The organism is Citrobacter sp. Ct235 (assembly GCF_030332305.1).
GTDB lineage: Bacteria > Pseudomonadota > Gammaproteobacteria > Enterobacterales > Enterobacteriaceae > Citrobacter_A > Citrobacter_A telavivensis.
On record NZ_JAOWIC010000045.1, the window covers coordinates 140115 to 166542 of the forward strand.

23 protein-coding genes are annotated in these 26428 nt (G+C 54.0%); 14 read left to right on the forward strand and 9 right to left on the reverse strand.

All coding sequences use genetic code 11. From position 1 onward, the window contains the following. The first annotated feature begins 69 nt into the window (after positions 1–69). The 7 genes from fdnG (at position 70) to fdhE (ending at position 9462) form a co-directional block, all read left to right on the forward strand. A complete protein-coding gene (fdnG, locus tag OGY35_RS12530) occupies positions 70–3120 on the forward strand; it encodes a formate dehydrogenase-N subunit alpha (protein ID WP_080950004.1) in 3051 nt (1016 codons plus the stop codon). Between the two features lie 12 nt (positions 3121–3132). Further along, entirely contained in the window at positions 3133–4038 is a 906-nt protein-coding gene (fdoH, locus tag OGY35_RS12535) for a formate dehydrogenase O subunit beta (protein ID WP_152401089.1), read from the forward strand. Then, the gene (fdoI, locus tag OGY35_RS12540; protein ID WP_152401087.1) at positions 4035–4670 is read left to right on the forward strand and encodes a formate dehydrogenase cytochrome b556 subunit; all 636 of its coding nucleotides are present in this window, start codon (positions 4035–4037) and stop codon (positions 4668–4670) included. Before fdoH ends, fdoI begins: the two co-directional genes overlap by 4 nt. Before the next feature lie 175 nt (positions 4671–4845). Continuing rightward, the gene (locus OGY35_RS12545) at positions 4846–6183 is read left to right on the forward strand and encodes a vWA domain-containing protein (RefSeq protein WP_152401085.1); all 1338 of its coding nucleotides are present in this window, start codon (positions 4846–4848) and stop codon (positions 6181–6183) included. Between the two features lie 17 nt (positions 6184–6200). Then, on the forward strand, positions 6201–7727 hold the full coding sequence (locus OGY35_RS12550) for a sensor histidine kinase (protein ID WP_286632427.1): 1527 nt from the start codon (positions 6201–6203) through the stop codon (positions 7725–7727). After that, positions 7702–8388, forward strand: a complete 687-nt coding sequence (locus tag OGY35_RS12555; RefSeq protein WP_152401081.1) for a response regulator transcription factor — start codon at positions 7702–7704, stop codon at positions 8386–8388. The genes OGY35_RS12550 and OGY35_RS12555 overlap by 26 nt, the downstream gene beginning before the upstream one ends. 144 nt (positions 8389–8532) lie before the next feature. Continuing rightward, positions 8533–9462, forward strand: coding sequence for a formate dehydrogenase accessory protein FdhE (gene fdhE, locus OGY35_RS12560; protein ID WP_046493134.1), 930 nt, complete (start codon positions 8533–8535; stop codon positions 9460–9462). Between the two features lie 30 nt (positions 9463–9492). Here the strand turns inward: fdhE and OGY35_RS12565 are convergent, their stop codons facing one another. Then, positions 9493–9879 carry a type II toxin-antitoxin system VapC family toxin gene (locus OGY35_RS12565; protein WP_152401079.1) on the reverse strand — a complete coding sequence of 129 codons (387 nt, stop codon included), beginning with the start codon at positions 9877–9879 and terminating at the stop codon, positions 9493–9495. After that, complete coding sequence (locus tag OGY35_RS12570; RefSeq protein ID WP_152754542.1) at positions 9879–10118, reverse strand: ribbon-helix-helix domain-containing protein; 240 nt, start codon at positions 10116–10118, stop codon at positions 9879–9881. The genes OGY35_RS12565 and OGY35_RS12570 overlap by 1 nt, the downstream gene beginning before the upstream one ends. Positions 10119–10328: 210 nt before the next feature. Between OGY35_RS12570 and OGY35_RS12575 the strand changes: the two genes are divergently transcribed. Continuing rightward, a complete protein-coding gene (locus OGY35_RS12575; protein ID WP_286632428.1) occupies positions 10329–11261 on the forward strand; it encodes an alpha/beta hydrolase in 933 nt (310 codons plus the stop codon). 16 nt (positions 11262–11277) lie between these two features. Here OGY35_RS12575 and fabY read toward each other — a convergent pair whose 3' ends face one another. The 7 genes from fabY to OGY35_RS12610 form a co-directional block, all read right to left on the reverse strand. Next, positions 11278–12219 (reverse strand): fatty acid biosynthesis protein FabY, encoded by a 942-nt coding sequence (fabY, locus tag OGY35_RS12580; RefSeq protein ID WP_152401071.1) that lies wholly within the window; start codon positions 12217–12219, stop codon positions 11278–11280. Positions 12220–12263: 44 nt separating this feature from the next. After that, positions 12264–12701, reverse strand: a complete 438-nt coding sequence (gene dtd / locus OGY35_RS12585; RefSeq protein WP_152401068.1) for a D-aminoacyl-tRNA deacylase — start codon at positions 12699–12701, stop codon at positions 12264–12266. Continuing rightward, a complete protein-coding gene (locus OGY35_RS12590) occupies positions 12698–13570 on the reverse strand; it encodes a virulence factor BrkB family protein (protein ID WP_152401066.1) in 873 nt (290 codons plus the stop codon). The genes dtd and OGY35_RS12590 overlap by 4 nt, the downstream gene beginning before the upstream one ends. Further along, the gene (gene yihX / locus OGY35_RS12595) at positions 13564–14163 is read right to left on the reverse strand and encodes a glucose-1-phosphatase (protein ID WP_152401064.1); all 600 of its coding nucleotides are present in this window, start codon (positions 14161–14163) and stop codon (positions 13564–13566) included. Before yihX ends, OGY35_RS12590 begins: the two co-directional genes overlap by 7 nt. A gap of 142 nt (positions 14164–14305) precedes the next feature. Further along, positions 14306–16933, reverse strand: a complete 2628-nt coding sequence (locus tag OGY35_RS12600; protein WP_286632429.1) for an autotransporter outer membrane beta-barrel domain-containing protein — start codon at positions 16931–16933, stop codon at positions 14306–14308. 436 nt (positions 16934–17369) lie between these two features. Next, a complete protein-coding gene (locus OGY35_RS12605) occupies positions 17370–18173 on the reverse strand; it encodes a DeoR/GlpR family DNA-binding transcription regulator (RefSeq protein WP_152401061.1) in 804 nt (267 codons plus the stop codon). Between the two features lie 32 nt (positions 18174–18205). Then, a complete protein-coding gene (locus OGY35_RS12610; protein WP_286632430.1) occupies positions 18206–19102 on the reverse strand; it encodes a sugar kinase in 897 nt (298 codons plus the stop codon). Between the two features lie 166 nt (positions 19103–19268). Between OGY35_RS12610 and yihU the strand changes: the two genes are divergently transcribed. The 6 genes from yihU (at position 19269) to OGY35_RS12640 (ending at position 26417) form a co-directional block, all read left to right on the forward strand. Continuing rightward, complete coding sequence (gene yihU / locus OGY35_RS12615; RefSeq protein WP_286632431.1) at positions 19269–20159, forward strand: sulfolactaldehyde 3-reductase; 891 nt, start codon at positions 19269–19271, stop codon at positions 20157–20159. 19 nt (positions 20160–20178) lie between these two features. Next, the gene (yihT, locus tag OGY35_RS12620; protein ID WP_152401055.1) at positions 20179–21057 is read left to right on the forward strand and encodes a sulfofructosephosphate aldolase; all 879 of its coding nucleotides are present in this window, start codon (positions 20179–20181) and stop codon (positions 21055–21057) included. A 20-nt stretch (positions 21058–21077) separates the two neighbouring features. Continuing rightward, positions 21078–22319, forward strand: coding sequence for a sulfoquinovose isomerase (yihS, locus tag OGY35_RS12625; RefSeq protein WP_286632432.1), 1242 nt, complete (start codon positions 21078–21080; stop codon positions 22317–22319). Positions 22320–22405: 86 nt separating this feature from the next. Then, positions 22406–23296 carry an aldose-1-epimerase gene (locus OGY35_RS12630; RefSeq protein ID WP_286632433.1) on the forward strand — a complete coding sequence of 297 codons (891 nt, stop codon included), beginning with the start codon at positions 22406–22408 and terminating at the stop codon, positions 23294–23296. Positions 23297–23385: 89 nt separating this feature from the next. After that, positions 23386–24261 (forward strand): sulfite exporter TauE/SafE family protein, encoded by an 876-nt coding sequence (locus OGY35_RS12635; protein WP_286632434.1) that lies wholly within the window; start codon positions 23386–23388, stop codon positions 24259–24261. A 119-nt stretch (positions 24262–24380) separates the two neighbouring features. After that, positions 24381–26417, forward strand: coding sequence for an alpha-glucosidase (locus tag OGY35_RS12640; protein ID WP_286632435.1), 2037 nt, complete (start codon positions 24381–24383; stop codon positions 26415–26417). The last annotated feature ends 11 nt before the right edge of the window (positions 26418–26428 follow it).

Genomic DNA, 26428 nt, shown 5'->3' on the forward strand with positions numbered 1-26428 from the left:
AACCACACCCTGAGCGCTCACCAACATGAATGTGTAAGGGATGTGACAATGTCGAAAAAGGAGCAAACCATGCAGGTCAGCAGAAGGCAGTTCTTTAAGATCTGCGCTGGCGGTATGGCAGGCACCACGGCGGCAGCACTGGGCTTTGCGCCCGGCGTAGCGCTCGCGGAAACACGGCAATATAAACTGCTGCGCACCCGCGAAACCCGTAATACCTGCACTTACTGTTCCGTTGGTTGTGGGCTGTTGATGTACAGCCTCGGCGACGGTGCAAAAAACGCCAAAGCATCTATCTTCCATATCGAAGGTGACCCGGACCATCCGGTCAACCGTGGCGCGCTCTGCCCGAAAGGGGCCGGTCTGGTGGACTTCATCCACTCAGAAAGCCGCCTGAAATTCCCGGAATACCGCGCGCCAGGCTCGGATAAATGGCAGCAGATCAGCTGGGATGAGGCATTTGACCGCATCGCTAAGCTGATGAAAGAAGACCGCGATGCCAACTACATTGCGCAAAACGCCGATGGCGTCACCGTTAACCGCTGGCTTTCTACCGGGATGCTGTGTGCTTCCGCGTCCAGTAACGAAACCGGCTTTTTAACACAGAAATTTACCCGCGCGCTCGGTATGCTCGCGGTCGACAACCAGGCGCGTGTCTGACACGGACCAACGGTAGCAAGTCTTGCTCCAACATTTGGTCGCGGTGCGATGACCAACCACTGGGTCGACATCAAGAACGCCAACCTTATTGTGGTGATGGGCGGTAACGCCGCTGAAGCGCACCCGGTAGGATTCCGTTGGGCGATGGAAGCGAAAATTCATAACGGCGCGAAGCTGATTGTGATCGATCCTCGCTTTACGCGTACGGCGTCGGTAGCCGATTTCTACACACCTATTCGTTCTGGTACTGACATTGCCTTCCTGTCAGGCGTCATCCTGTACCTGCTAACTAACGAAAAATATAACCGCGAATATACCGAAGCCTACACCAACGCCAGCCTGATCGTGCGTGAAGATTTTGGCTTCGATGATGGTCTGTTTACTGGCTATGACGCGGATGCACGCAAGTACGACAAAACCAGCTGGAACTATGAGCTGGACGAAAACGGCTTTGCGAAACGCGATACCACCCTGCAACACCCGCGCTGCGTCTGGAACCTGCTGAAACAGCACGTCTCCCGCTACACGCCAGACGTGGTGGAAAACATCTGCGGTACGCCAAAAGCCGACTTCCTGAAAGTCTGCGAGTACATTGCAGAGACCAGCGCGAAAGACAAAACCGCGTCGTTCCTGTATGCGCTGGGCTGGACGCAGCACTCCATTGGTTCGCAGAACATCCGTACCATGGCGATGATCCAGTTGCTACTCGGCAACATGGGGATGGCTGGCGGCGGCGTTAACGCCCTGCGCGGTCACTCGAATATTCAGGGTCTGACCGACCTTGGCTTGCTCTCGCAAAGCCTGCCGGGCTATCTGACGTTGCCAAATGAAAAGCAGACCGACCTGCAAACATATCTGACCGCCAACACGCCGAAACCGCTGTTGAAAGACCAGGTCAACTACTGGGGCAACTACCCGAAATTCTTCGTCTCGTTGATGAAAGCCTTCTATGGCGATAAAGCAACGGCGGAAAATAACTGGGGCTTTGACTGGCTGCCGAAGTGGGACAAAGGGTACGACGTACTGCAATACTTCGAGATGATGAAAGAAGGTAAGGTCAATGGCTACATCTGCCAGGGCTTCAACCCGGTCGCGTCATTCCCGAACAAAAACAAGACGATTGCATCACTGTCTAAACTGAAGTTCCTGGTGACTATCGATCCGCTTAACACAGAGACCTCCACCTTCTGGCAAAACCACGGTGAGTCGAACGATGTGGATCCATCGAAAATCCAGACCGAAGTGTTCCGTCTGCCATCCACCTGCTTCGCCGAAGAGAACGGTTCAATCGTCAACTCCGGTCGTTGGCTACAGTGGCACTGGAAAGGCGCAGACGCCCCGGGGATCGCGGTGACTGACGGTGAAATCCTGGCCGGTATCTTCCTGCGCCTGCGTAAGATGTATGCCGAACAGAGCGGTGCCAACCCGGAGCAGGTGCTGAGTATGACCTGGAACTACTCCACCCCACATGAACCGGCATCGGAAGAAGTGGCGATGGAGAGCAACGGCAAAGCGTTGGCCGATCTCATCGACCCGGCAACGGGCGCAGTGATCGTGAAAAAAGGCCAACAGCTCAGCTCATTTGCCCAACTGCGTGACGACGGCACCACCTCCAGCGGCTGCTGGATTTTCGCCGGTAGCTGGACGCCGGAAGGCAACCAGATGGCGCGTCGTGATAACGCCGATCCATCCGGTCTCGGCAATACGCTGGGCTGGGCATGGGCGTGGCCGCTGAACCGCCGCATCCTGTACAACCGTGCTTCCGCTGACCCGCAGGGCAACCCGTGGGATCCAAAACGCCAAATCCTGAAATGGGACGGCGCAAAATGGGGCGGGATGGATATTCCGGACTACAGCGCCGCCGCACCAGGCAGCGATGTCGGACCGTTCATCATGCAGCCGGAAGGGATGGGCCGCCTGTTTGCTCTCGACAAGATGGCAGAAGGGCCGTTCCCGGAACACTACGAACCGTTTGAAACGCCGCTGGGAACCAACCCGCTGCATCCGAACGTTATCTCTAACCCTGCCGCTCGTATCTTTAAGGGCGACGCCGAAGCGCTGGGTAAAGCCGATAAGTTCCCGTACGTCGGGACCACTTACCGTCTGACCGAGCACTTCCACTACTGGACCAAGCATGCGCTGCTCAACGCCATCGCACAGCCGGAACAGTTTGTGGAGATAGGCGAAACGCTGGCGAACAAGCTCGGCATCGCGCATGGCGATACCGTTAAAGTCTCCTCTAACCGCGGCTATATCAAAGCCAAAGCAGTGGTGACCAAGCGTATTCGCACGCTGAAGGCAGACGGTAAGGATATCGATACTATCGGTATACCCATTCACTGGGGCTATGAAGGCGTGGCGAAGAAAGGGTTTATTGCGAACACCCTGACGCCGTCGGTGGGCGATGCAAACTCACAAACGCCGGAATTTAAGTCCTTCCTGGTGAACGTGGAAAAGGTGTAACGGAGACGACTTATGGCTTATCAATCGCAAGACATTATCCGTCGTTCCGCGACTAACGGTTTCACCCCCGCGCCGCGTGCGCGGGACCATCAGGAAGAGGTGGCGAAGCTCATCGACGTCACCACCTGCATCGGCTGTAAAGCCTGTCAGGTGGCCTGTTCAGAGTGGAACGACATCCGTGATGAAATCGGTAGCAACGTCGGGGTGTATGACAACCCGGCGGACTTAACCGCCAAATCGTGGACGGTGATGCGCTTCTCGGAAGTAGAGCAGAACGACAAACTGGAATGGCTGATCCGCAAGGATGGCTGTATGCACTGCGCCGATCCGGGCTGCCTGAAGGCATGTCCGGCGGAAGGGGCTATCATTCAGTATGCTAACGGGATTGTCGACTTCCAGTCCGAGCAGTGCATCGGCTGTGGTTACTGCATCGCCGGTTGCCCGTTCGACGTGCCGCGACTAAACCCGGAAGACAACCGCGTCTACAAATGTACGCTGTGCGTTGACCGCGTGAACGTCGGCCAGGAGCCGGCCTGCGTGAAAACCTGCCCAACGGGTGCTATCCACTTTGGTTCTAAAGAGGATATGAAAACGCTGGCAGGCGAGCGCGTGGCGGAGCTGAAAACCCGTGGTTACGACAATGCAGGCCTGTACGATCCGGCGGGCGTTGGGGGAACGCACGTGATGTATGTGCTGCACCATGCCGACAAACCGAATCTGTATCACGGTCTGCCGGAGAACCCGGAAATCAGCGCTACCGTGAAATTCTGGAAAGGGATCTGGAAGCCTCTTGCAGCGGTCGGCTTTGCTGCGACCTTTGCGGCCAGCATCTTCCACTATGTCGGTGTCGGTCCGAACCGTGCGGATGAGGAAGAAAACAACCTGCATGAAGAGAAAGACGATGAGGTGCGCAAATGAAAAAACGTGACACCATCGTGCGCTACACGGCGCCGGAACGCATCAACCACTGGGTCACCGCCTTCTGCTTCGTGCTGGCGGCGGTGAGCGGGCTGGGATTCTTCTTCCCGTCCTTCAACTGGCTGATGCAAATCATGGGGACACCGCAACTGGCGCGTATTCTGCACCCGTTCGTAGGCGTCATCATGTTTGCCTCGTTCATCATCATGTTCTTCCGTTACTGGCACCACAACCTGATCAACCGGGACGACATCTTCTGGGCGAAGAACATCCGCAAGATTGTCGTCAATGAAGAGGTGGGCGACACCGGGCGGTATAACTTCGGTCAGAAATGCGTGTTCTGGGCGGCGATTATCTTCCTGGTGCTGCTACTGGTGAGCGGTGTGATCATCTGGCGTCCGTACTTTGCGCCAGCGTTCTCCATTCCGGTGATCCGCTTCGCGTTAATGCTGCATTCATTTGCCGCCGTCGCGCTGATTGTGGTTATCATGGTGCATATTTACGCCGCGCTGTGGGTAAAAGGCACCATTACGGCAATGGTGGAAGGTTGGGTAACCGGCGCCTGGGCGAAGAAGCATCACCCGCGCTGGTATCGTGAAGTTCGCGAAAAGCAGGATAAGACCCAGCCGTAAGCAGAGGCGGTTCGCGAGTCAACAACGTAGCGCCGGATGCCTTTGCATCCGGCGTTATTTTTTAGGGGTATCGTGCGGTTTTGACAACTTTTTGACAACTTTATACAGATAACAGACCAACCGGCGTTGCGGTCGCATAAGAATGGAGTCGATTCTTAAGACAAGGAGACGTACCGTGAATCTCAAACACCTCTTCGCAGTCCTGACATTAGGTCTGCTTGCGACAACAACGTCGGCACAGCCGCCTGCGCCAAAAGTGGCCATTAAATCTGAACTGGCTTCTCCGCTGGTGCTGGAAAATAGCCAGGACAAAAACTACCTGAAAATCTCGCTGACAGGCTTCCCCCTCAACGCCACCAAACGCAGCCCGATCAACCTCGCGCTGGTGATTGACCGTTCCGGTTCTATGGGCGGCGACCGCATCGAACAGGCCACAGAAGCCGCCGTCATGGCGGTGAACACCCTAAGCGCTCAGGACACACTCTCGGTAGTGATTTATGACGACGTTGTGGATGTCATTGTGCCTGCGGCCAAAGTCGGCAACAAAGCGAAGCTTATCAGCCAAATTCGTGAACGGCTGACCGCTCGCGGCGGCACCGCGCTGTTTGCCGGGGTCAGTCGCGGCATCAAAGAAACCAGTAAATTCCTCGATAAAGCCCATGTTAACCGCATCATCCTGCTGTCTGATGGTCAGGCGAACGTCGGTCCCTCCTCCACCAGCGAACTGGCGGAGCTGGGTAAAATTGCCGCCCGCAAAGGGATTGCTATCACGACGATGGGCATCGGTGAAGGCTACAATGAAGATCTGATGGCGGCGATTGCCCAGTACAGCGATGGCAACCACGTGTTCGTGCAAAACACCGATGCGCTGGAGAAGGCATTTGCCCATGAGTTTGGCGATGTGATGTCCGTCGTCGCTCAGGATGTGGTGGTGCAAATTAACGTCGCCGACAACGTTAAGCCGTTGCGCCTGCTGGGGCGTGAGGGTGAAATCCGCGACAACACGGTTACCGTAAAACTGAACCAGCTTTACGCCAACCAGGAGAAATATGTCATGCTGGAGGTGCTGCCGGCCAAAGGCAACGCCGCACAGAGCAAGCCGCTTGCCGAGGTTAACGTCAGCTACAACAACCTCGCCACCGGACAGAAAGAGCGCTGGGATGACAAGATGGCCGTCAGCTATACCGCCTCTGCCAGCGATGTTCAGAAAGCGCAGGTGGAAGATGTGGTCGTCGATTCCGCCATTCAAAAATCCGCCATTCAGAATGAGCAGGCGTTACAGCTCATAGATGAAGGCAAAATGGACGAGGCAAAAGCGATCCTGCGTGAAAACTCCAGTACGCTCAGCGCGTTACCGCTTAGCGCTCCGGCCGCCAGAATGAAGGCGCAGGAGAGCGCAGAGGAAAATCTTAAGCTGCTGGACAGAATGGAAAGCGAAAGCAAAGAAGCTTCTCGTAAATCGCTGAAAGAACAGAGCTATAAAACCAAAAACCAGAGTTCGAAATCGAACTGATCCACAAGGAGTGCTGGATGCTCAGACGCAAGCCGATTTATCTCGTCATCACGTTGATGTTTTTTATCCTGCTTGCTTACCTGGGCGTTCGCACCCTGGAACATGAAGTGTTGTTGCGCCAGTACCAGACCCAGACCCTGGCGAAATCACAGACGGCCAGCGTTGCCACGGGTATCGAAAATATCCTGCAGCAAAAAGCCTCACGTCTGCATGCGATCGGCGATTTTATCGACCCTGCTGACGTCGTGACCCTCAGCGCGCTCAAAGAGAACGACAGCGACATTGCCGACGTCTTTATCCTGCGGAAAAATCATCTCCTCTACCCCGATGAACGTCAGCCGTTGAGCAACGAGGATAAAGAGTGGGTACGCTTGCTCAACCCCCTGGTCAACGATCCCAGCCAACTTGCCAGCCACATGGCGCACAGCGAGCAGGACACGCCGCAGGCCGGCTGGTTTATTAGCTTTGAGACGCAGGAACCTCTGCTGATTTACTGGCGGCAGAAAGACGGGGCGATCGTCGGCTTTCGCCTCTCCTGGGTACAGTTGATGATGGATATGGCGAACGGCATTCAGGTGAATCTGGAAGACCCGCAGCAGATTGTCCGGGTGACGGAAAACGGCCGTCAGCTTTATCAGAACGCGCCGGCGGATTTACGCCGGCTCACCTTACTGGACTCCCGCACGCTGGAGTATCCGCTTACAACGTGGCAAGTCAGCGCTTACGGTGTCAACGCGCCGCTCTGGCACATTTGGCTGTGGGGCGGTGCGCTAGTCGTCCTGCTGCTGGTTGCCGTCGCACTGCTGGGCTTCTCGCTGTGGCGGGAATATACCCGCACGGCGCGGCAGGCGCGCCAGCAGGTTGATTTTGTCAGCCAGGTATCGCATGAACTGAAAACGCCGCTGACCAACATCACGCTCTATGCCGAACTGCTGCGCGAAGGGCTGGATGATGAACAAACGCACGAGCGACGCTATGTGGATGTGATCACTCAGGAAGGTCAGCGGTTATCGCGGCTTATCCAGAATATCCTGACCTTTACGCGCGCGCCGAAACTGCATCTTCAGGCGGTCGATATCCCTCGCCTGATGACAGAAATCACGCAGATCTTTACGCCCGCATTGCAGGCAAAAGGGATGACGATTCAACTGTCCTGCCCTGAGAATCTGACATTGCACAGCGATCGCGACGTGATCACGCAAATTGTCAGCAACTTTTTGAGTAATGCCGAAAAATACGCTTCGCAAGGTCAGCGCGTCGATCTGACCGTTGAAAGCGTCGCGGGAAACGTGGAGATCGCCGTTCGCGACTATGGTCCCGGCATTGCAGAGAACGAAATGCCCCTGATATTTCGCCCGTTTTATCGGGTCAAATCCTCCATTACCGAAGGCGTTTCGGGTACCGGTATTGGGCTAACCATCGCTTGCCAACTGGCGCAGCGCCTGCGCGGCAAGATTCAGGTAACAGCACAAGAGCCTGGCGTCCGTTTTACCCTTACGCTACCTCAGGGATGCAAACATGAAGATACTGATTGCAGAAGATGATGCCAACATCCGCCAGGGCCTGGTGGATGCGCTGTCGCGCGAAGGTTATTCGCTCATTGCCGCACCGGACGGACGCGCAGCGCTGGAGAGTTATCACCGGGACAAACCGGACTTCGTGCTGTTAGACATCATGATGCCCGAAATGGATGGCTACACGGTCTGTCGGGAAATTCGCCGCCAAAATGAACACATTCCCATCGTGTTTCTCTCCGCCAAAGATGAAGAGATCGACCGGGTTGTAGGGCTGGAACTGGGGGCGGATGACTACATCAGCAAACCGTTTGGCATTCATGAACTGCGGGCGCGGATAAAAACGATCGCCCGTCGCTGTTTGAACCATAACGCCACCCAGCCTAACCTCAGCTTTGCGTTTGGCGACCTTACGGTGTTCCCGAATGAACTGTGCGCCTGGCGCGGCGAGCAAAAGCTGGAACTGACACTACGGGAAGTACGCATTTTAAGCTGCCTGGAGCGTCATCAAAATCAGGTGGTTACGCGCGATATGCTGTTCGATGCGGCGTGGGGATACGACTATTTGCCCAATAGCCGCACGCTGGATCAGCACATTTCCCGGCTACGTAAAGTCATCGAACGGGATGCCAATCACCCGCAGCTAATCCGAACGGTGCATGGTCTGGGGTATCGATATCAGGTATCGTAACGCACACATTGCGATGTCACAGGTATAACCTGCAGGCCGATTGCGGTTATCATTAATGACATTCACCAGAGCGGGCGCGAAATGCCCGCCAATTCACAGAGCGGATTACACATAGCTAAATCTGCCTAACCAGGAAGTGACTGAATGAGCATTCGTATCATCCCGCAAGATGAGCTGGAAAAGAGCGAGAAGCGCGCGACGGATATGATTCCACCGTTATTATTCCCCCGGCTCAAAAACCTGTATAACCGTCGTGCCGAACGTCTGCGCGAACTGGCTGAGAACAACCCGCTGGGAGATTACCTGCGCTTTGCTGCGCTGATCGCCCATGCCCAGGAAGTGGTGCTGTATGACCATCCATTGCAGATGGATCTGACCGCACGCATCAAAGAAGCCAACGATCAGGGTAAACCGCCGCTGGATATCCACGTTCTGCCGCGCGATAAGCACTGGCAAAAACTGCTGCACTCGCTGATCGCCGAACTGAAACCAGAGATGAGCGGCCCTGCGCTGGCGGTGATCGAGAATCTGGAAAAAGCCTCCGAACAGGAGCTGGAGCAGATGGCCAGCGCCCTGTTTGCCTCTGATTTCGCCTCTGTTAGCAGTGATAAGGCCCCGTTCATCTGGGCCGCGCTGTCGCTGTACTGGGCGCAAATGGCCAGTCTGATCCCAGGTAAAGCTCGCGCTGAATACGGCGAACAACGTCAGTACTGCCCGGTGTGCGGCTCGATGCCGGTCTCCAGCATGGTGCAAATTGGCACCACCCAGGGGCTGCGCTATCTGCACTGCAACCTCTGCGAAACCGAGTGGCATGTGGTTCGTGTTAAATGCAGCAACTGCGAGCAAAGCCGCGACTTGCACTACTGGTCACTGGACAATGAGCAGGCGGCTGTCAAAGCCGAAAGCTGTGGTGACTGCGGGACCTACCTGAAGATCCTCTATCAGGAAAAAGACCCGAAAGTGGAAGCCGTCGCCGACGACCTCGCGTCGCTGGTCCTGGACGCGCGCATGGAGCAAGAAGGCTTCGCCCGCAGTTCCATCAACCCGTTCCTGTTCCCGGGAGAAGGGGAGTAAACGCCTTTAACACGTGATGCCGGACGGTGCTTACCGTCCGGCCTGCAACTGATAAGGCGTGATGACGCCAGGGATCCCTGCAAAATCTCGGGTGTTGCGCGTCACAAGTGCAAACCGATGAATCTGCGCGGTGGCAAGAATGATTGCATCCGGAAGTTTCATCCCATATTCCTGCCTGAGATTCACGCTTCGCTCAGCAATTTCCTGTGAAACGCCGATGATGTTGAACGCACTCAACGCCACGCGCGTGCGATATTCCTGATGGTATTTTTTTGCTCCCACCATCACTTCCATCCAGGTGATCAGGCTGATGGCATTCTGCGGCGGATACGCGTCCAGTGCTCGCTGCGCTTCCTGGTGACCGCTAAATAAATCAATCAGGATATTGGTATCGAACAGCACGGGTTTCTTGTGCATTACCATTCTTCGCGCAACTTCTTCTGATACTCAACGCCATCTTCTTCACAGCCTTGCCAGATTCCTAGCGCATTGGAAATCATGGTTTCAGCCTGGCCTTGCCTTTCAAGGTACTGTTCCACTGCTTCGCGCAGCAGCTCCGCACGCGGCAGATTCCGCAGCTGCTTGAGATCATCAAGGCGTTTGATCGCCTCATCGGATAAGTCGAGTAATATTCTGCCCATGTCCATTCCAGCCATTGTGCTCACATATACCTCCAGTATATCAGTGGCGAATATTTTTCAAACAACATACACCGTCGACAAGCAGGAAAAAAGTGATCCCCGCAGTGACTTTTCCTTTTGCGAGGCGCTTTCCAGAATTTCACCCTGACCAAAATCCACCATTCTCTTTCACGAAAAACCAGGTTATAACACTGTATATTCATACAGATTTAAGGGATTAAGAAAATGGCGCTTGAAAACGGTATCGCACAACAGGTCGAGGAATTCATCGCGGCGGGGCGCCCTTCAGCGCGTCGGCAAAGTATTGATGACCGGAGAGCGGGCTATATCGCCAGTACCGTGCTGGCCGGAGAGACTGAAACGCGTGTAGAGGTCAGCGATGTTGAGCTGGAGGGGATGACGTTGCGCGTCGTATCACCGCGCCACGCGTCAGGCTCCCTGCCCTGTGTTATCTACTACCACGGCGGCTGTTTCGTCAGCGGCGGATTCGCCACCCACGATAATCAGTTGCGGCAACTGGCGTATACCAGCGGTTGCCGGGTTATTGCCGTGCAGTACCGCCTCGCGCCTGAACACACGTTTCCGGCAGCGCATGACGATGCCGAAAAAGGCGCCAACCTGATCTGGCAATACGCAGAACAACTTGGCGTTGAACGCGAGCGCATCACGCTTGCCGGGGACAGTGCGGGCGGACACCTGGCGCTGGTAACGGCATTGCGCCTGAAGGCTGCGACGCAATGGCAGCCAGCACAACTGGTACTGATCTACCCGATGCTTGACGCGACCGCAAAATGTGAAAGCTATATCCGCAATGGTCTGGACTACATCATTACCCGCGATACGCTGCTTACCGGATATGAGATGTATTTGCCCCATACTGAACGCCAACACCCCGAAGCCAGCCCACTCTGGCGAGACGATCTCCGCGGCTTACCGCCCACGCACATCATCACCGCTGAATTTGATCCGCTGCGCGACGAAGGTGAACTTTTGTATCACCGACTTACGACACAAGGCGTCGATTGCACCTGCCAGCGCTATCTCGGCGTGATTCACGGGTTTTTCCAGCTAGCAGGCATCAGCCATGCGGCGCGCAGCGCAATGCAGGATATTGCCTGGCGGATTGGTATTCAGCGCACAAAAAACGTTATCAAATAAAGAGGGGGGTTTCCCCCTACTCTTCTTCGTTTCCGCCTTCTTCATAGGCGCCAAACGGTCTGGCGGGCAGGACAATGTAGGTACCTTCAAAAATGGCGCCGGTGGTCTCGTCTCCTGATAGCTCCACCAGCAACTGGACACGCGCCTTTTTCCCCCGCGCCAGACGGTCAAGATCGCCGCTCAAAGAGCCGAGATCGGCAACCGCTGCGGGCCTGCCGCTGATAGGTTTGCTATAGCGGATATGGGCGTCGGCCAGAATAATCGTGCCCCCGAGATGGCGCTCGCGCAGCATCAGCCAGATAAGCCCCCAACCGGTCAGCGTGGCCAGTGAAAACAGGCTCCCGGCAAACAGCGTGTGGTGCGGATTTTGATTGCCCGTCTCTGGCATCGTGGTAATAAATTTCTGCCCGGTGTACTGCTGAATGCGCACACCCATCTTCTCGCTCAGCGGGATGTGTTCATACCACGCTTGCTGCAGTTGTCCGCACCAGTCGCCGCGATGCAAGATGTCATCGAGCGAGGCAACCGGTTTGATCATCAAAAAGTGGCGAACCGGCGTGGTTTGTGGCGTGGTGATTTCACCCTGATTGACAAACCCAAGTTTGGCGAAGAATTCAACCGCATCTTCCCGTGCGCTACAGGTCACCCGTTTGACGCCTTCCTGACGCGCGACGGACTCCAGCGTCATCGCCATCAGCGTACCCAACCCCTTCTCCTGCACGGTCGGATCGACGGCCATGAAGCGGATAGAAGCCTCATTATCGGCATTGATGTACAAACGCCCGACGGCCACCAGATTACCCTCTTCATCCACCACCATCTGGTGATGCGCCATCGCGTCCCAGGCATCACGCTCGGACCCCTTCGGCTGATGCAGCGGCTTGCGCAGCATCTCCCAGCGAAACTGATAGTAACGCTCTAATTCTTCTTCTGTTTGCGGTACTCGAAGGTGATACATAGCTGTACTCTCTCTTGTTACCCGCGGCCACGCCGGAAGCTGATTCATATCTGTAACCAGAACGTCACGGGGCCATCATTCACCAGCGCAACCTGCATATCCGCAGCGAAGCGTCCGGTCTGCGTGTTCATTTCCTGTTGGCGGCAGCGTTCGACGAAATAGTCGTACAGGGCTTCCGCCCGCTCCGGCGTCGCCCCTTTAGAAAACCCCGGACGCATGCCGCGTTCGGTATCCGCCGCCAGCGTAAATTGTGACACCACCAGCACGCTCCCGCCCGCCTGTTGCACGTTCAGGTTCATCTTGCCTTCGGCATCGCTAAAAATACGGTAGCCGAGCACGCGTTCGCACAGGCGATTCGCTTTCTGCTCGTCGTCATCCTTTTCGACACCCAACAACACTAAAAGTCCTGAGCCAATTTCACCCGTCACTTCGTCCTCCACGGTGACGCTGGCACGGGTTACGCGCTGAATTAATGCAATCATGGTTGGTCTGCTTCTTCTTGTTCTGCGGCTTGTTTAAGTTTGCGGTATTCCCCGAGAGTGACAGTTATTTCCGCGCCAAGCAAGACGATACACCACGTCCAGTACACCCAGACAAACAAAATGGGCACCACCGCTAACACGCCGTAAATAAGCTGATATGACGGGAACATGGTGATATAAAGCGCGAAACCTTTCTTTCCTGCTTCGAACAGTACCGCAGCAACAAAGGCGCCGACAATCGCATCACGATTCGGTACGCGCGTGGTCGGCACCACGCTGTAGAGGAGCCAGAATGAGAGCCAGGAGAGGATCAGCGGAAAGAGGCGCAATACATCATCGATGACCGTATTGAGATCGCTGGCCCAACGTAATGAGAGGAGATACGAACTGATCGCCAGGCTGGCCCCTGCCAGCAATGGTCCTAGCGTCAAAATCATCCAGTACACGGCAAAGGAGTACACTTTTGGCCGCACGCGCGTACTGCGCCAGATAGTATTCAGCGCGCTATCAATGGCATACATCAACAACAGCGCGGTAACGATTAACCCGCAGGCCCCTACCGCCGTCATTTTGTTGGAGTTGGCAACAAACTGCTCGATGTAGCGTTGAATCACATCACCGGTTGCCGGGATGAAGTTGGCAAAGATAAAGTGGCGCAGCTGGACACTGACATCAGAAAACATTGGAAAAGCGGCGAAAAGTGCAAATACGACGGCGATCAGCGGCACTAATGAGAGCAGCGAAACATAGGCAAGATTCCCTGCCAGCGTCGTCATGTTGTCCTCATCAATGCGCTTGTAGAGGAGTTTCAGCCAGGCCCATATCGGTCGGGTATGATGCCTGGCTTTTTGATGTACCGTTTTTAGCATAACAGCTTCGCGAAATAATCCGGGATGACGGTTTTATCGGTCACCAGAATGCTGGTTATCCCCAACTGGTTGGCCCCTTCTATATTATCGACGTTGTCGTCAAAAAAGACCGTATCGCTCGCTGAAAAACCCTCTTGCTGTAGAACATGCTGATAAATCCGCGTCTCCGGCTTTCGCATACCCAGATCCTGCGACAGATAAATATGGTCCGCCGCCCGGCGAATCTCCGGATATTCGTCTGGCCAAAATGTTGTATGCAGCCGGTTGGTATTCGACAGGACGACCACGCGATGTCCCTGTTCACGCAGTTTCTGCATGATGTCGATAACCTCAGGTCGCAGCGCGACAAAAACGGCCTGCCAGCCGTGAGAAAACTGCTCGTAGCTCAGCGACAGATCCATCTCATGGCAAAGGGCCTCGGCAAACGCTTCGTCGGTGATTTCGCCTCGTTCGTGCTGATGGAAGGCCTCACCCATCGTAAAACTTTGCTTTAACGACGCCAGCGGCACACGGCTCAGATCGCTCCAGGTACCTAATACGCGGTTGAAGTCGATATCGACAATCACATTACCTAAATCAAAGATATAGAGCATGTCCCTCTCCTTACTTGCCGTGGATGAATAACTGTAGCGGGAAAGGGGCGTTTTGACTATGTGCCCGTCAGGGAAAGATGACGGAAAAAAAGGCGATGCCCTTACAGCATCGCCTTGTTCTGGTGTGATATTTATCGGTTTCTTAGAAGCTGTATTTCACCCCGAGCATCGCGGAGGTATCGCTATAGCTGTTGTCACCTACCTGCTGCGCAACATTACCCCACACTTGCAGACGAGGATTGATTTGCCCCTCGATGCCCACCTTCAGCTCACCAATGTTACGCGTCCCGCTGATTTCATCCTTAATAGAGCCCATCTGTACGGTCTGGTTATTGGTGTTGTGGATCCAGTTCGCTTCAATAAACGGTTGGAAATCACGACCTTTATCGGCATCTTTCTCCGCGTGACCTTTCAGGTAAGCACGGACACCAAGGCGCGTCATCAGGTTACCGTCAGTCTTGTCTTTCACCTGAGTCCCGTTGTGTTCACGGTGTGAATCAGCCTGCACGTCCATCCAGATAACCTGCGCTTTCGGTTGGATCCAGTAGGTTTTATTTTCACTTTCCCCGACCAGGAAGCTATAACCCCCTTCAACAGACGCCGTGATACCGTCGGATTTGTAGTTTTCACTGGCCAGATGATCGCCGCGCACGGTGTTATCAAACCAGTTGTACAGCACCCAACTGTCCAGATAGGTCCCGGTCTTATCCGCTTCGTTTGCATACCAGGTGGCATACAGACCCACGCTGTAACCGTCTACCTGTCCACGGGACGCATAGCCCGTGTAGCTGTTATGGGTTTTACTTTTCTGGTTGGCATAACCCGCCATAGCGCCCAGATGCCAGCGATCGAGGCCGTCGCTGCTCCACTGCGCCAGATCGCCACCTAACTGCAGAACATAACGGTTAGCGGTGGTTTTCAGCTGTCCGCTGCCGTCAGTGAAGCGATTATGGCCACCGACATTACGCATCCACATGGTGGTGACTTTTTCTTCGCCGGTCAGCATGTCGGTATACTGCGTCTCACCCAGACGGTCGTGCAGACGGGTGATAAACAGGGTATTGGCCGCATAGTTGTTCGCCAGGTAGCTCCCAAACTCAGGGCGATACTGGTGTTCGACGGGGCCCGGGTATACTGGCGGTCCAGGAGGATCCTCTGGGTCTGGCTGCGCGGGATCGGGATCGGGCTCAGGTTCTGGATCGACAGGTGGTGGATCAACAGGCGGCGGGTCCACCGGTGACAGTTCACTGGTCAGATACCAGTCACTGGCTTTTTTCACCACGTCATAGTCATACGCGCCGGCGACGATACGCCCTGATTTCGTAAAGGTACCGTCAGAGTTTCCGGCGACTTCAACGATTTTAATCCCGTCGACGGTCAGTTCACCGGCACCACCAATGTTGTTGATGCCCACTTTGGTGTTGCCAGAGGTATCGCCCTGGACGACGAGTTTATCCGTCAGGGAAGTATCGCCTTCCAGCACCGTGTTCAGCACTAACAGTGCGTTGGTACCGATATAGTTGCCCACAACAGTCAGCGTTTTGAAGGTGGTTGCATCGTCGCGAGAAACGCCGTCAGGGCTGTAGCGCAACGTGGCTTGATCCAGCGTCAGGTTAGAAACGACGGAGTTTCCGGTCATTTTCCATTCGCTGCTGGCCCCTTTCATATCCAGATTAATGGTTGCACGATAAGAAGCCGTGTTTTCCAGTTGTGAAGAGTTGGCGCTACCGACGAATTGGCTACCGTCATCCATGGTCAGGTCAATAACGCCGCTTGAACGCGCGTACAGATTACCTTTAATGTCATAGACGCCTGAAGCTGCAGTATCTGTTGCCTTATCCCAGGAGCGAATGAGTGCTTTACTTTGATAGGCATACATCGCGTAAGCGTTGTTGCCTGTAGCATCAATAGCCGTGTTTCCCCCCAGATTCACCGTGGCGAAATCACTACTGGCGGAAGCATAGATGCCATGCGCCCCACTATTAGTGGTAGTAACATCCAGGTTATTGAGGTTAACTTCACCTTTTCGCCCGGCGTAAACCCCATAAGCATTTGTACCGGAAGTCGTAATGGTTGTGGTTCCACCGATTGTGACATCGGCGATCCCCGCAGCACTACCGAATAGGTCACCGAGGTCTTTACCCGCATAAATCCCGTATCCGGAGTTCATGCCACCGCTACCGCGAGTAACGATATCAGCATCGCCGTGAACAATAATTGAAGAATACGCGCTAGTGTTTGCTCTGGAGATATTGGCACGCAGCCCCATGCCGTCTGAAGCGTCGACAGAAACATTGCCGCTAACTTCGACAACAGAATAAGCACTTGAAAGCTCACGACCGAGGTTTATCCCATCAGAACTCGTTCCGGTCGTCGTAATGGTAATATTTTCTGCTTCTAATCGACCGCCGGCGTTTTTAGAGTGGATCCCATCCGCTTCCGAGCCAGTCGTGTTAATGACCAGATTTTTAAATTTATAACCCGTACTATCAAGGTATACACCCCAACCTTGCAAAGGCGTGGTTATGCCATTCTGGCTTGTATTAATTAAGACTTCGTCAAATGACGTGTAGTCGCGGCTATTTGACAACAGCGGGTTACCATTATAGTAAATCGTCTGATCGTCACAGAAAAATTGGGCCGTAGTCGTGTAACTACATCCCGCAGCAATCGCTTGTCCGCTTAGGCTCCCCAGAGCCAGCGCACTCGCGATACAGAGTGCCAATTTCCCTGGTGAGGGTGTTTTGCATTTCATTTTTTGTGTTTTCATAGGAATACCTTTTCCGTACCACTCTTTTTCGGATAAGAGCATAAAAGACGCGGCAAAAAATAATTTAATTAAAAGGCAAAGCGGGTCTGTTCATCTTTAAAAATTAAAGATTCACTTACCTTAAAATTATTAAATTTTTCCTTTGCGCGATTAATACAATTATTCAAATATCATGTCAACGGGGCTTCAGTTGACGAAAAAGGCAAATTAATAAAAGACCATCAATTTATTCGCACTATTCCTGGATGTTTTTTTAAACAGATAAAAAAATGAATGCAGAAGGTTAAAAAGGCTTATAAATCAAGAAGAATTAAAGGCACACAATGATAAATTACGCAGGCTTTAGGAATTTTACACATCATACCAGGATGTTTAGCTATTTCTATTTTTTGTGATAAGAACCGCCTGAAACGGCGGTTTATTCAAAAGGGGACTGTTACGCAGAAACACTATCATCCTGGTCTGGGCTCACCTGTACAATCTCCACCTGATTAGACTGGAGAAGCGTATGGAGCGCCGGACCGGGAAGTTCATCCGTAAACAATGCGGTCACGGAAGAGATATTGCCAATTTCAACCGCTGCTGAGGCGTGGTATTTCGTATGGTCGGCAGCAAGCAGAATATGCCTGGAGTGGGCCATCATGGTCTTCACCACGCTGGCTTCATTGACGTCAAATTCTAACATCGCCCCATCACTTTCTATCGCCCCCACGCTGGTAACGAGGTAGTCCGCCCGGAAATCGCCGACAAACGCGGTCGCAGAAGGACCAATAATACCGCTGTTATGTGGCCGCAGCGTTCCACCGGGAACCATCACTTCGAAGCGGGGATTGTTATAGAGAATATGCGCAACCCGTAGGCTGTTGGTGATGATGCGCAGATGATTGTGGTTCAACAATGCCCGCGCCACCTGCTCCACGGTGGTACCAATGGTGATGAACACCGTTGAACCATCTGGAATATAGTCAGCCACCGCTTCCGCGATGGCTTTTTTCTCTTGCGTCCATGAGACTTCACGTTGCTCAAAGGCAGTATTAACGACGCTGGACGCGCGACCGGCCCCCCCGTGATGACGGGTGATCAACCCCTGCTCGCTTAATTTACGAATATCACGGCGTACCGTCTGTGTGGAGACATCCAGTAAAGCCGCCAGTTCATCAATGTTCATATACCCGCGCTCACCTATGAGCGACAGCAACTGATCGTGCCGTGGGTTACCGGTCAGTTCGGTAAAACTCATGAAAATTCCTCAAAAAACCATTGCCCTGCATTTTATACAAAAAGTGACAGAAAAGATCGGGTTTGATCACAGTCAGGGATTCCTGCGCGCCCACCGGGTCGGGTGCATTTTAGCGCTGCAACGCCGCTGGCGAATCTGACAGCGTCTTTTAGTTCGCTGCCTGACGCAAGGCTAAATGCCAGTGCACCGTGAAAAACATCGCCTGCCCCGGTCGTATCTACCACATCCACCGCAAAACCGGCCTGGTGCTGCAGCATGCCATCTTCTATCCAGTAACACCCTTCGCGCCCCTGCGTGACGTAGACATGTCCATTTGTGAGCGTTTGTGATTGTTTTAATGCGCTGGCGACCTCACTGATACCGGTCAGACGCGCCAAACCTGGGGCCGAAAATGCGGCATGATCGCTTAATGCCACCAGCTCGCTAATGTCCTGCGGCGTCACATCGCCATCCAGCAGCGTTTTCACGCCCGCCTGACGCGCCAGCGTAAATGCCTGTTTTGCCCCTTCATGCCAGCGGACGTCCGCCAGTACCACATCCCACTGGGAAAAGTCGATGTCGTTAAGCCAGTCTGCCTCCGCCAGCAGATCGGGGCTCGGGAAATTGACGATAATTCGCTCCCCGTGAGCGTCGACCGTAATGGCCGACTGTGACGACTTCGCGCCGGCATAGCGCCGGGTGTAGCGGGTATTGACCCCCAGGGATTCCAGCTCCGACAGCAGACGGTTTCCGGTGTCGTCATCACCCACGCGGCCAATAAAGTCTACCTGCGCACCTAACTTCGCCGCCGCCACCGCGGCTGTCGCGGCCGGCCCACCGCCGACCTCGGTATAGCGATGCGCCACATATTTACCGCCTTCTGTCGGTAACGTTTCTACGTAATAGATGCGATCCAGCACGGTAATACCTACACAAGCAATACGAATCATGGTCGTTCCTTAAGCATGTTGGGATGAGGCTATTTTAATTTCACTAAATGTTTAAAAAGTGACGGCTGTCAATTTTTTGACCATAAATTACAAATACGATCAAAAACAGACAAAAACAACCGATCTGAAATGACAAAAAATGACATCACCGTCTCAGGAGAACGATATGGCAGTAATAGCATTTATCGGATTAGGGCAGATGGGCTCCCCGATGGCGAGCAACCTGCTCAGGCAGGGTCACCAACTCAGCGTTTTTGACGTTAACGCCGATGCCGTACAACGTCTGGTCGAAAAAGGGGCGCAACCCGCTTGCTCTCCAGCACAGGCCGCGCAAGGCGCTGAGTTTGTCATCACGATGCTGCCCAATGGCGATCTGGTTCGCCGCGTGTTGTTGGGTGAAGACGGTGTTTGCGAAAGCCTCTCCCCGCAGGCGCTGGTGATCGATATGTCAACCATCCATCCCTTGCAGACCGACAAATTGATTGCCGACCTGCGCGCCAAAGGTTTCGCCATGATGGATGTACCGGTCGGGCGGACCTCCGATCACGCCGTTGCTGGCACATTGCTATTGCTGGCAGGCGGCACGCCGGACCAGGTCGAGCGCGCCACGCCGGTGCTGATGGCGATGGGGAATGAGTTGATTAACGCCGGCGGTCCGGGAATGGGGATCCGCGTGAAGTTGATTAACAACTACATGAGCATCGCGCTAAATGCCCTGTCAGCCGAAGCCGCCGTACTGTGTGAAGCACTGGGCCTCTCCTTCGATGTAGCGCTACAGGTCATGAGCGGGACGCCTGCCGGAAAAGGCCACTTCACCACCTCGTGGCCGAACAAAGTGCTGAAGGGCGATCTTTCACCGGCCTTCATGATCGACCTGGCCCATAAAGATCTTGGTATCGCGCTGGATGTCGCCAATCAACTGCACGTTCCTATGCCGCTCGGCGCGGCGTCCAGGGAAGTTTATAACCAGGCGCGAGCCGCTGGCCGTGGGCGGGAAGACTGGACCGCCATTCTCGAACAGGTTCGCACTACTGCCGGACTGAAAAACCACCATTGACAGGTAAAAGGACTGAAGAATGACCACGTACACCCTGAAAGATATCACCCGACCTTCCGGCGGTTTCGCCATGCTGGCCGTTGACCAGCGTGAAGCGATGCGCCTGATGTTTGCCGCAGCAGGCGCGCCAACGCCGGTCACCGATCAACATCTCACGGATTTCAAAGTCAATGCTGCAAAAATTCTCTCGCCGTATGCCTCCGCGATCCTGCTGGACCAACAATTCTGTTACCGCCAGGCAGTGGAGCAAAAAGCCGTCGCCAAAAGCTGCGGCATGATTGTCGCCGCCGACGCCTTCATCCCGGGCAACGGCATTCCCGTCGATAGCGTGGTGATTGATAAAAGCATCAATCCGCAGGCCGTCAAGCAGGATGGTGCGAAAGCCTTAAAGCTGCTGGTGCTTTGGCGCAGTGATGAAGACGCGCAGCAACGTCTGGCGATGGTGAAAGAGTTCAATACGTTGTGCCATGCCAATGGCCTGTTGAGCATCATCGAACCGGTGGTCCGCCCGCCCCGTCGCGGAGATAACTTCGATCGCGAACAGGCAATTATCGATGCCGCCAAAGAATTGGGCGACAGCGGCGCCGATCTCTACAAGGTTGAAATGCCACTGCACGGTAAAGGCACACAGCAAGCCCTGCTCAGTGCCTCTCAGCACCTGAACGAACACATCAACATGCCGTGGGTCATTCTCTCTTCCGGCGTTGACGAAAAGCTGTTTCCACGTGCGGTCAGCGTCGCGATGAGCGCAGGCGCTTCCGGCTTCCTGGCCGGTCGTGCGGTCTGGTCTTCAGTGGTTGGCCTGCCGGACAGCGAGCTGATGCTGCGAGATGTTTCTGCACCTAAATTGCAACGCTTAGGTGAAATTGTCGATGAAATGATGGCCCGCCGCCGTTAATACGATACGAGGAGCAAAGAATGAAATGGTTTAACACAATGAGCCACAACCGCTGGCTGGAACAAGAAACTGACCGCATCTTCAATTTTGGTAAGAATGCGGCGGTACCCACCGGATTCGGCTGGCTGGGTAACAAGGGACAAATCAAAGAAGAGATGGGCACGCATCTGTGGATCACCGCACGCATGCTGCACGTCTATTCCGTAGCCTCCGCAATGGGCAGACCGGGCGCCTACGCCCTGGTCGATCACGGCATCAACGCCATGAACGGCGCGCTGCGGGACAAAAAATACGGTGGCTGGTACGCCTGTGTGAATGACGAAGGCGTTGTGGATGCGTCCAAGCAGGGATACCAACACTTTTTTGCGCTACTGGGCGCTGCCAGCGCGGTCACTACCGGACATCCTGAGGCCAGGAAACTGCTCGATTACACCATTGAAGTTATTGAGAAATACTTCTGGAGTGAAGAAGAGCAAATGTGTCTGGAATCCTGGGATGAGGCGTTCAGCAAAACCGAAGACTATCGCGGCGGCAATGCCAATATGCACGCCGTCGAAGCCTTCCTGATTGTTTACGACGTCACCCATGACAAAAAATGGCTGGATCGTGCTATCCGCATTGCCTCGGTCATCATTCACGATGTCGCCCGCAAAGGGGAATACCGCGTCAATGAGCATTTCGACGTGAACTGGAACCCGGTCCGCGATTACAACAAAGACAACCCTGCCCACCGTTTCCGTGCCTATGGCGGCACCCCAGGCCACTGGATTGAATGGGGCCGCCTGATGCTGCACATCCACGCCGCGTTAGAAGCTCGATGCGAACAGCCTCCTGCCTGGTTGCTGGAAGACGCGAAAGGTCTCTTCCACGCCACCATTCGTGATGCCTGGGCACCCGATGGGGCTGACGGCATCGTGTACACCGTTGGCTGGGATGGCAAACCCATTGTTCGTGAACGTGTGCGCTGGCCCATTGTGGAAGCGATGGGCACTGCCTATGCGCTGTATACGGTAACGGGCGATCGCCAGTACGAAACCTGGTATCAGACATGGTGGGACTACTGCATTAAATACCTGATGGATTACGAAAATGGCTCCTGGTGGCAGGAACTGGATGCGGACAACAAGGTCACCACTCGGGTGTGGGATGGTAAGCAGGATATTTATCACCTGTTGCACTGTCTGGTCATTCCGCGCATCCCGTTAGCGCCAGGTCTGGCACCTGCCGTTGCCGCGGGCCTGTTGGATATTAATGCGAAATAAATCCGCCTGAGAAATACGGCATAGCAACATGCGAACGTTGCCTGTGCCGTTGTTCACGAAGGGGCTCTCATAGACAGGTGATATATATGCAAAGTAGTGGGAATACGATTTTACTCGCTGCGGGTGATTACCGGGCGCAGATTGTTTCTGTCGGTGCAGGTCTTGCCGAACTGACCTGGCAGGGCAAACATCTGGTCATACCGCATAACCCAGAAGAGATGCCGCTGGCTCATCTGGGCAAGGTGTTGATCCCCTGGCCTAATCGTATTGCCAACGGTTGCTATCAGTATGAGGGGCAGGACTACCAGTTACCGATCAATGAGCACAGTTCTCAGGCCGCCATTCACGGCCTGCTCGCCTGGCGCGACTGGCAGATTGAGGCGTTGACGGCGACAAGGGCCACTCTGACGCTGTTTTTACCGCCCAGCTATGGTTACCCCTTCACGTTGATGTCTCAGGTTATCTACTCACTGGATGCTGAGACGGGGCTTTCGGTCACCATCGTCAGTAAAAACAGGGGTAAACGACCTGCACCCTACGGCGTCGGGATCCATCCCTATTTAACCTGCAACTTAGCGCCTGTTGATGACTGTATGCTGCACCTTCCGGCGAAGCAGGTTTTTGCCGTCGATGCCCAGGCGAACCCCACGACGTTATATCCCGTTGAAGAAATGGATTTGGACTACTCCATCCTGCGCGCCGTCGGTGATAAACAAATCGATCATACCTTCAGAACTCACGGTAGTCCGTGGGAAATGCAGATGATTCATCAACAACAGGCACTGTCTGTCAGTCTATTTTCCGATCAGCCGTGGTTACAGGTTTACAGTGGTGAAAAATTAAACCGTCAGGGATTAGCGGTCGAACCTATGAGTTGCCCGCCAAATGCGTTTAACTCTGGAACAGATTTAATATTACTCAAACCAGAAGAACAACATCAGTTATTTTTTAATATTCGAGGAAAAACAGCAGTGTAATAACGCATTTAATGTAAAAAGCTCACCGCTCCGGAATTAAAAAAACGGGGTCACATTTTGAAGCTTTATTTGATAATGAAGGAATGACGATGGATTTCTTTACTTTATTTACTCCCGATGGCGTGATGCTGGATAACCAGGTTGTCTATACCGTCATTGCATTAATGTTTCTTTATACCTTTGTGGGGATATGTGCAGGTTTTGGTGGCGGATTAACTACCATGCCGCTCATCACTCTGATGCTGCCGGTTAAAATGGCGACTCCGCTTTCCGTTATTGTCGGTACGGCGACGGCCATTTATGCCACCTGGCTGTCACGTAAAGAGACCGACTGGCGTTCGGCGGCGGTACTGATCGGTTTCTCATTTCTTGGGATCCCGGTTGGCCTGTACGCGCTGTCTTACCTGCCCGATCACATCATGAAAATTGGACTGGGTGGGTTTCTGATCCTCTATTCATTCTACAGCATGTTTATTCCTCGCCTGCCCGTTTATGACCGGCGCTGGATTGCTGCGCCGTTGGGCGCTGTCGCGGGTGCGCTGGGGGCCGCCTTCTCCACAAATGGACCGCCGGTTGTGATGTACGGCATGTTACGTAATTTAGGCCCGGCGGCTTTTCGCGGTACGTTGAATGCGTTCTTTACGGCGAATAATATTGCCGTGGTTGGCGGTCTGGCAACCAGTGGAATATTGACAATCTCAACGTTTAAACTGGTCGTTTTCTGTATTCCTACCATGATCCTCGGTTCACTGGTGGGACAGTATGTGCATAAACGTATTTCAGTAAAAGTATTCCGTACTCTGGTATTTTTATTGTTGATCGCTTCAGGTGCCATGCTAATTAAAGGGGCAATGGGTATTTCCGCGCTCACTGCGCTCCTGCCACCTTTTGTCCTGCTGGCGGTATTACATTTATTGCTGGGTAAAAAAATAGCGGAGATCCGTAAAGCGGATGCCGAAAAATAATACGAGTTATCTTTTTACGCGCTACCTGACGGTCGCGCGTAACGATGTAAAGCGAATGAAAAATAGCAAACCATAATCCATTACTGTGCTCGCGTTCCCAAATTCATGGAGTGTTTTATATGAGTACGCAAACCCGACATTTATCCTTTGTCCAGGTCGAAAAAATTATTGATGGTTTTGCATTACGTTATCGGCAGCGTGTGATCTTACGCCATACGGCAGAAAACCCCTGTTTGTGGGTCGGTGCAGGCGTCGCTGATATCGACATGTTTCGCGGTAACTTCAGTATTAAAGATAAGCTTAACGAGAAAATTGCGCTGACCGATGCCACGATCAACGAATCAGCCGACGGCTGGCGGATACGCTTTAGCCGTGGTGATACCGTCAATGCGACGCTGCTTATTTCTGTCGATGAGGCAGGTCGCCTGCAGTTGGATCTGCACAATGACGATCTCAACCATAACCGCATCTGGCTACGGCTGGCGGCTAACCCGGACGATCATATCTACGGCTGCGGCGAACAGTTTTCTTATTTCGATCTGCGCGGCAAACCTTTCCCGCTGTGGACCAGTGAGCAGGGGGTGGGCCGTAACAAAACCAGCTACGTCACCTGGCAGGCCGACTGCAAAGAGAACGCTGGCGGCGACTATTACTGGACTTTCTTCCCGCAGCCCACGTTTGTCAGTACGCAAAAGTACTACTGTCATGTTGAGAACAGTTGCTACATGAATTTTGACTTCAGCGCGCCGGATTATCACGAACTGGCGCTGTGGGAGGATAAAACTACTCTGCGTTTTGAATGCGCCGACAGCTATATCGCACTGCTGGAAAAACTGACCGCGCTGCTGGGGCGCCAGCCGGAACTGCCGGACTGGATTTATGATGGCGTCACGCTGGGCATTCAGGGCGGCACCGAGGTTTGCCAGAAGAAGCTGGATACGATGCGTCGTGCAGGTGTGAAGGTAAACGGCATCTGGGCGCAGGACTGGTCCGGGATCCGCATGACCTCATTCGGTAAGCGCGTGATGTGGAACTGGAAGTGGAACAGTGACAACTACCCGCAACTGGACAGCCGTATCAAACAGTGGAATGCCGAAGGCGTGCAATTCCTCACTTATATCAACCCGTATGTCGCCAGCGATAAAGACCTGTGCGCCGAAGCGGCAAAGCACGGCTATCTGGCAAAAAATGCGGCGGGTGACGATTACCTCGTTGAATTTGGTGAGTTTTACGGCGGCGTGGTTGATTTGACCAACCCGGCGGCCTATGGCTGGTTCAAAGGCGTCATCAAGAAAAATATGATCGAACTCGGCTGCGGCGGTTGGATGGCGGACTTTGGCGAGTACCTGCCGACCGACACGGTTCTGCATAACGGCGTCAGTGCTGAAATCATGCATAACGCCTGGCCTGCACTGTGGGCAAAATGTAACTACGAGGCGCTCGAGGAAACCGGCAAGCTTGGCGAAATCCTGTTCTTCATGCGTGCGGGTTATACCGGCAGTCAGAAGTACTCCACCATGATGTGGGCTGGCGATCAGAACGTGGACTGGAGTCTGGATGATGGTCTTGCTTCCGTCGTCCCCGCTGCGCTCTCGTTAGCCATGACCGGTCACGGCCTGCACCACAGCGACATCGGCGGCTACACCACCCTGTTTGAGATGAAGCGTAGCAAAGAGCTGCTGCTGCGCTGGTGTGATTTCAGCGCCTTCACGCCGATGATGCGTACCCATGAAGGTAACCGTCCCGGTGATAACTGGCAGTTTGACGGCGATGGCGAAACCATTGCCCATTTCGCCAGAATGACGACCATCTTCACCACCCTGAAGCCGTATCTCAAACAAGCCGTCGCGCAAAACGCCGCAACCGGCCTGCCAGTTATGCGTCCGCTGTTCCTGCATTACGAAAACGATGCGCACACCTACACCCTGAAATACCAGTACCTGCTGGGACAGGATCTGCTGGTCGCACCCGTGCATGAGCAGGGGCGCCACAACTGGATGCTCTACCTGCCAGAGGATGGCTGGGTGAACCTCTGGACCGGTGAAACCCACCGTGGTGGCGAGGTAACCGTGGACGCGCCGTTGGGCAAACCGCCGGTCTTTTATCGCGCGAAAAGTGAGTGGGCGTCGCTGTTTGCATCTTTACGCCACATCTAATAAGGCTCGCC

Bases quoted from the DNA above. Each gene is read 5' to 3' on its own strand.
- fdoH (WP_152401089.1), top strand. From the start codon at position 3,133: ATGGCTTATCAATCGCAAGACATTATCCGTCGTTCCGCGACTAACGGT.
- fdoI (WP_152401087.1), top strand. From the start codon at position 4,035: ATGAAAAAACGTGACACCATCGTGCGCTACACGGCGCCGGAACGCATC.
- OGY35_RS12550 (WP_286632427.1), top strand. From the start codon at position 6,201: ATGCTCAGACGCAAGCCGATTTATCTCGTCATCACGTTGATGTTTTTT.
- OGY35_RS12555 (WP_152401081.1), top strand. From the start codon at position 7,702: ATGAAGATACTGATTGCAGAAGATGATGCCAACATCCGCCAGGGCCTG.
- fdhE (WP_046493134.1), top strand. From the start codon at position 8,533: ATGAGCATTCGTATCATCCCGCAAGATGAGCTGGAAAAGAGCGAGAAG.
- OGY35_RS12565 (WP_152401079.1), bottom strand. From the start codon at position 9,879: ATGCACAAGAAACCCGTGCTGTTCGATACCAATATCCTGATTGATTTA.
- OGY35_RS12570 (WP_152754542.1), bottom strand. From the start codon at position 10,118: ATGGCTGGAATGGACATGGGCAGAATATTACTCGACTTATCCGATGAG.
- OGY35_RS12575 (WP_286632428.1), top strand. From the start codon at position 10,329: ATGGCGCTTGAAAACGGTATCGCACAACAGGTCGAGGAATTCATCGCG.
- fabY (WP_152401071.1), bottom strand. From the start codon at position 12,219: ATGTATCACCTTCGAGTACCGCAAACAGAAGAAGAATTAGAGCGTTAC.
- dtd (WP_152401068.1), bottom strand. From the start codon at position 12,701: ATGATTGCATTAATTCAGCGCGTAACCCGTGCCAGCGTCACCGTGGAG.
- OGY35_RS12590 (WP_152401066.1), bottom strand. From the start codon at position 13,570: ATGCTAAAAACGGTACATCAAAAAGCCAGGCATCATACCCGACCGATA.
- yihX (WP_152401064.1), bottom strand. From the start codon at position 14,163: ATGCTCTATATCTTTGATTTAGGTAATGTGATTGTCGATATCGACTTC.
- OGY35_RS12600 (WP_286632429.1), bottom strand. From the start codon at position 16,933: ATGAAAACACAAAAAATGAAATGCAAAACACCCTCACCAGGGAAATTG.
- OGY35_RS12605 (WP_152401061.1), bottom strand. From the start codon at position 18,173: ATGAGTTTTACCGAACTGACCGGTAACCCACGGCACGATCAGTTGCTG.
- OGY35_RS12610 (WP_286632430.1), bottom strand. From the start codon at position 19,102: ATGATTCGTATTGCTTGTGTAGGTATTACCGTGCTGGATCGCATCTAT.
- yihU (WP_286632431.1), top strand. From the start codon at position 19,269: ATGGCAGTAATAGCATTTATCGGATTAGGGCAGATGGGCTCCCCGATG.
- yihT (WP_152401055.1), top strand. From the start codon at position 20,179: ATGACCACGTACACCCTGAAAGATATCACCCGACCTTCCGGCGGTTTC.
- yihS (WP_286632432.1), top strand. From the start codon at position 21,078: ATGAAATGGTTTAACACAATGAGCCACAACCGCTGGCTGGAACAAGAA.
- OGY35_RS12630 (WP_286632433.1), top strand. From the start codon at position 22,406: ATGCAAAGTAGTGGGAATACGATTTTACTCGCTGCGGGTGATTACCGG.
- OGY35_RS12635 (WP_286632434.1), top strand. From the start codon at position 23,386: ATGGATTTCTTTACTTTATTTACTCCCGATGGCGTGATGCTGGATAAC.
- OGY35_RS12640 (WP_286632435.1), top strand. From the start codon at position 24,381: ATGAGTACGCAAACCCGACATTTATCCTTTGTCCAGGTCGAAAAAATT.